General features: G+C 61.9%; 6 protein-coding genes. 2 read left to right on the top strand and 4 right to left on the bottom strand.

Annotation, left to right across the window (positions count from 1 at the left end; translation table 11 throughout):
* The 4 genes from AC5RV1_RS21150 to AC5RV1_RS21135 form a co-directional block, all read right to left on the bottom strand.
* A partial coding sequence (locus AC5RV1_RS21150; RefSeq protein ID WP_493995922.1) for a virginiamycin B lyase family protein occupies positions 1-1,167 on the bottom strand: 1,167 nt, incomplete at its 3' end.
* Positions 1,168-1,536: 369 nt separating this feature from the next.
* Complete coding sequence (locus tag AC5RV1_RS21145) at positions 1,537-1,788, bottom strand: hypothetical protein (protein ID WP_493995921.1); 252 nt, start codon at positions 1,786-1,788, stop codon at positions 1,537-1,539.
* A gap of 104 nt (positions 1,789-1,892) precedes the next feature.
* Positions 1,893-2,945, bottom strand: a complete 1,053-nt coding sequence (locus AC5RV1_RS21140) for a S66 family peptidase (RefSeq protein ID WP_493995920.1) — start codon at positions 2,943-2,945, stop codon at positions 1,893-1,895.
* Positions 2,946-3,245: 300 nt separating this feature from the next.
* On the bottom strand, positions 3,246-3,536 hold the full coding sequence (locus tag AC5RV1_RS21135; RefSeq protein WP_493995919.1) for a hypothetical protein: 291 nt from the start codon (positions 3,534-3,536) through the stop codon (positions 3,246-3,248).
* Positions 3,537-4,039: 503 nt separating this feature from the next.
* Between AC5RV1_RS21135 and AC5RV1_RS21130 the strand changes: the two genes are divergently transcribed.
* The gene (locus tag AC5RV1_RS21130; protein ID WP_493995918.1) at positions 4,040-4,711 is read left to right on the top strand and encodes a vitamin K epoxide reductase family protein; all 672 of its coding nucleotides are present in this window, start codon (positions 4,040-4,042) and stop codon (positions 4,709-4,711) included.
* A gap of 137 nt (positions 4,712-4,848) precedes the next feature.
* Positions 4,849-5,229, top strand: coding sequence for a hypothetical protein (locus AC5RV1_RS21125; RefSeq protein ID WP_493995917.1), 381 nt, complete (start codon positions 4,849-4,851; stop codon positions 5,227-5,229).
* Positions 5,230-5,402: the final 173 nt, after the last annotated feature.

Genomic DNA, 5,402 nt, shown 5'->3' with positions numbered 1-5,402 from the left:
GCCCTTCACCAGAGACCAAACGGCGAGGGCGGCGACGGCTGCTGCCACCCCGCCCGCCACTGCGGGCAGGGCACCGGAGGAGCCGCCGGCTGGTTGGGCCGTCGTTTCCCGGTCCGGGGCTGCCGCGGGCGCAGCCCCGGACGCCGGCGCTGCAGCAGCCGTCGGTCCCTGAGGCTCTGTCGCCAGGGCTGCCGCGGAGTACCGGACCACTGAGCCTCCGCCAGGAGCGGAGCCGGGGCTGATCACGATGACAGAACCGTCGGGGGCCACAGCGAGGTGACCGGGACCGCCATCAGTGGGGATGGAGCTCCCCACTTCTTTGGCGTGAGGACGGATCACGGACAGCTTCTGGGTCAGCAGGCTCGTCACATACAGCGATCCGTCCGGCGCGAGGGCCACGTCCTGCGGCCCGCCGCCGACATAGATCCGGCCGGCCGGAGTGTCGGCGCCGGGTTTAATGACGGCAACGTCATCTGACTTGATGTTGGCCACATAGACGGTTCCGTCAGGTCCGGCAGCGATCCCGTGCGGTTCCTTCGACGTTCCGGTGTCCGAGACCAGCTCAATGGTCCGTGCGACCGTATCCGCCCCGGCCAGGATCACCGAGACAGTACCGGCAATCTGGCTGGACACGAAGGCAGTTCCGTCCTTCGCCACCGCTATTTCTGCCGGGCCTGCCCCCACTTCAATAGTCCGGTCCACCGCGGTTCCGTTCGGCGCGATGACTGAGACGGTGTTGCCCGCGGAGTTCGCCACGTACACCGTTCCGTCGGAACCGGCGGCGAGCGGATGGCGACCTGCCGGCACCGGAATGGTCCGTTCCACAGCGGCCGCGCCGGCCAGGATGACTCCGACGGCGTCCTGGTCGGGGGCGTCGTCGACAATGGCCACATACAGTATGCCGTCCGGGTCGAGCGCAAGCCCGGTGACGCTGTGGCCTCCCGTGCTGATGGTGCGGGACGGGCTCGTGGCACCGGAGGGAATCACAAAGACTCCTCCGCCCCGGCCGTAGTTTCCGAGAAAGGCCGTGCCGTCAGCAGCAATGGCCGCCCGAACCGGTGTGCCGTCAATGTGGATTGCTTCATCAGGTGCTGCCACTGCCGGCGCAGAACCCAAGCACAAAATTGCTCCGAGCACGGTGGTGAACGTGGCCCAGCGGTACTTCATGAAAATTTTCCCCCAATAGATGCCCGAATAATGCTTGGGCGCAAAGCCAACCCAAAAAAGCCTACTAGTTGAGACGAGGGTTTGAGGGAACTTAATTCCCCACGGCGGAACTCCAGCAACCTGAACCGTCACGGCCGAGACAGCGGAACGTAGGGTCGGCGCGGCGGCTCCGGGTAAGCGCACCAATCGCAGGACTTCTACCAGAACACGGTTCTTGCGGCGGTGTAATCCCGGGCCATGCGTAAGACTTGGATGTGGGGTTGGTCCTCACGCTGAACTTTTTGAATGGATTCTGACGTGGACGAAGGCGAAATGAAGATGCTGGCTTTCTTCATCGGGGTGGCAGCGCTGGCAGTGGTGTTATTCGTTTCAGGCGTCATCTCGCAGCGTGGCCGGCGGGCCTCCAGGGGCTCTGCGTCCACCCGTACCGGCGGAGGCCACGGTGACTCCGGAGTGGTCGTAGGAGGCGCGTCTGCGTCTTCTGACGAACGTGGCGGCACTGATGGAGATGGCGGTGGTCCTGATGGCAGTGGTGGTGGCGGTGCTGACGGCGGTGGAGGCGGTGGAGGCGGTGGTGGCGGTGGTGGCGACTAAGTATTGGTTCAGCCTGAACCTGGACACAAAGAAGCCCTTCCCGGATGGCCCGGGAAAGGCTTTTTTGTGTGGATCTAGGTAAGGCTGCGCAGCACCTCGGCTGTCCGGAGGGCCATCCTCTACCGGACGCCTTAGCTGTAGTTAGCGGTGACTGTTTTGTTGATTCCGTCGAGACGGACCAGTCCACCGTGGGGAAGGATCCATTGGGGTCGGGTGTGGCCGAAGGGAACTCCGACGCAGATGACCGCGTCCGGGTTGTACGCGCTGACCTGTCCGATGATCACTTCGCGCTGTTCTGACCTTAGTCGGGCTCGTTCCTCCACTGCCGGAACAGGTTCCCCTAGTCGGCTGACTGGTGGGCGGGCAACCAGCACGCCGGCGGCGGCTTCAAGGATTCCCCTCTCGCCCAGGGCTCGCACCCATCTCCTCACTTCGTCTGCGGCAGGCAGCTCTTCGCTAGTTTCGAAGAGCAGGATCGCCCCTTCGAGGTCGCCCACATCTGGCATCCGGTCAGCCATCGCGATCTGGTCAATCACCTCGAGGCAACCGCCCCACGACCGTCCTTCCACGACCGTCTTCGGACCGGACCAGACCCATGGTTCTGTCGCCTCGCGGACACCGAGCTGGGTCAGAGCGCGTGGGTTTGTCCAAGGGATGCCGTAGTCTTCCGACTCTCCCGGATCGGTCAGCTCAATGCTTCCGCCATCGATTAGTGCGGCGCGAAGCGAGACCAGGTGCACGTCATCCACACGCGGACCTGCTCCCAAGTGCACCTGCGTGGAACCGCCGTAGTAACTGGGGATCCGGAGGCCCCACAAGAAGTTGTGCAGGTTCGTGTTGTCGCTGTAGCCCAGGAACGGCTTCGGGTTGTCTGCGATGACATCGGCATCGAGGTGCTTGATGATGGTGATCTGGTCGTCGCCGCCGATCGTCGCAAGTACGGCCCGTACTGTGCGGTCGGCGAACGCGGCGGTGACGTCAGCAGCCCGAGCTTGGGCGCTTGCGCCGAGCTGCCGTGTAGTTGGGTACTCGACTGGTATCAACCCGGTGGTTTCCGTCAATCGCTTCATAGCCTGCTCGTGAACAGCTTCCGAGACGGCTGGTGCCGCAAATGCTGGAGAGAGGATCGCAACCCGATCGCCAGCGCGGGCCTTCGCGGGCGGATTCAGTTTCTGTGACGTCATCAGATCATTAGAGCAGTCAGTCATCCAGTCTCATGGGGCCCCACGCCGGTCCGCGCGCTGCCGCTAGAGCGACGGGAAGGATCTACTCCAGCACTGCGGCCCTCTCTATCGACAGCCGGGCCAAGCAAAACCGAGACTTCCTCCAACACGGATGTGGATTTGATCGGTTCGTGGCGGAATTCAGCGATCGCCCAGGGTCACACCATCGCCCGTAAGCTGGCGAGACAAGTGAAGCCCTGGTGCCCGTTAGCCCAAAGGCCTCCGCAGGCCAGAATGTGTTGGTCAGGAGTTGCGCAGGAACTAGGACCGGCCGCGCCGAAGGGCAGCATACAGACGGTCAACGGCGTGTCCTGCAGCTGCATAACCTACGTCTCTGAATGAGCCCATCCCGCCGCGATAAAGGGTGAGGCCTTGAACTGATGCTTCGCGCAGGTCACGCCGATCAGAGACGCCGGCGAACAACCCGTCGAGCCAGTCAGCGGTATGGGCTCGCTGCTCATCCTGGCCCAACCGAGCGGCTGTGCGGACTTCGGCAATCGCGGAAACGATTTCAGTCCGAACGGCTTCGACGGTGCGCGGCTTAGTGCTCATAGGGCAATCCTAGAGACGACACTCTTGGACGAGCGTTAACGCATCCTTTACCGGGCGTTGCCGGGATACTGTCACTGCTCGACGCCTAGGCGAGACTGAGTTCCGTAGTATCGGGTGTAGTTCGCACATGACGCAGGGGACGTGAATGAGCAGGATTATGAATTGGGGGCTGGTCCTCGGTGTTATGGCCTTACTGGTGCTGGCACTGATTGGCGTGGCCAGGACCCCCGTGGCTATCCCTGCCATTGCCCCGCCTAGCCACGGTGTCAGTACAGCTACTCGTTCCGCCCTTGCGACTCTGGGAATTGTAGTGGTCGCAATCATTGGCCTTGCTCATGCTTTCGCTGCTGACCGGATGGCCGACCGCCGGGCGAGATTATCCTCGAACGGAGTTCTCTGGATGGTCGTCGCGGGAGTCGTCGTTGGCTTTATAGCCCTGTTCTCAGCTGGATTCTGAGAAGCCTCCCTTTACAGCCTGGCGACTCACAAAAAGGAAAACAGTCATGACCCCAAACCCAGCCGGGATAGTCGACCACTCCCGCGGCACGTGCGCGAACCCGGACAGCCGCGAAGCCGAAACTCGACATCCAATGACTAGGGAATTGCCTTTTGGCTGGCTCTTGGTAGTTACGGGCGCCGTCGGCTGGATAGCTTCTGCCGTCCTGGTCTTGGAAAAGCTAGCTGTGCTCCAGGATCCAGACCACACGACCGTCTGCGATGTAAACCCTTGGATCTCCTGCGGCCAAGTGATGCAGAGATGGCAGAGCTCGCTGTTTGGATTCCCCAACATGTTCATAGGGATCGTGGCGTTCGCCGTCATCATCACCGTGGGCATGGCGATGTTGTCCGGGGCTACATTTGCCCGCTGGTTCTGGGTGGGCCTGCAGACGGGCGTCACCCTTGGCTTCGCCTTTGTAGTCTGGCTGTGGTCCCAGGCCCTCTACGACATCCACATCCTCTGCCCGTTCTGCATGATCGTCTGGGCAGCCATGATTCCCCTCTTCGTATGGGTGACCGTCCGGAGCATCACCGCCGGTGTCATCCCCGTCCCGCCAGGCGCCGCGCGCATCATTGCCGACTCCGGCTGGATCATCACTGCCCTGCTGTACGTCGCGGTCGTTGCCAGCATCTTTTTCGCCTTCATCCAGGTCTTCGCAGGAACGTCAGGGTTCTAAGGCAACACAAACTTCTCGAAACATCCCCTACCGGACGCCCTTTCAAGTCCGATGTGCACCGGCTTGCCTGCTAAGGGTCAGGCAAAGATAGGGCCTAGAACGATGAGTTTTGCCTTCTCCGTTGTAGCATCCCCAGCATGACTACGTGCTCAGTGCTGCGCTGCCCAGAGATCTCCACTGGCATCTTTAAGCTGGTGCCGGGGTCGAACCTGGAGGTGCCCGTTTGTGGAGAGCACAAGGCGGTTCTCGAAAACGGGGCCCACTGGGTGGTTACCGGCATCGGTTCGGAAAACGAACCCGTGGGATCTGCAGGCATCAGTATTCTCCTGGGAACAGATCTGCCAGAGCACAACCGGCTAAGCGGCTTCGCCGTTAGCCGGACTATGGGAGACGAACCTGGCTTCACCCTGGAACTGGACATCGAGTTCCCAGAAGGTCCGCGGCAAATTTCGTTCTGGACGGCGGAGGACGTTGGCAACCGGCTCGCTTCTAAGCTGTCGAAGCCCCCTGCCCCGTAGAGCCTCCCGGCGGCCGGTTGTAAGACGACCTGGGCAGTAGTCCTTTCTTGTCCGTAAGGGGATCCTTCAACGGACTTCATGCAAGCCTGATTGATGTTCTAGATGGGACTGTGGTCGACGGCCGGCAATTTGCTAGCCAGCTTGTTCGATCCGTGGTTAGGGAATGCTGGGCA

The organism is Arthrobacter sp. Hb9-2, assembly GCF_059091165.1.
This window is presented reverse-complemented; position numbering and strand designations above follow the sequence as displayed.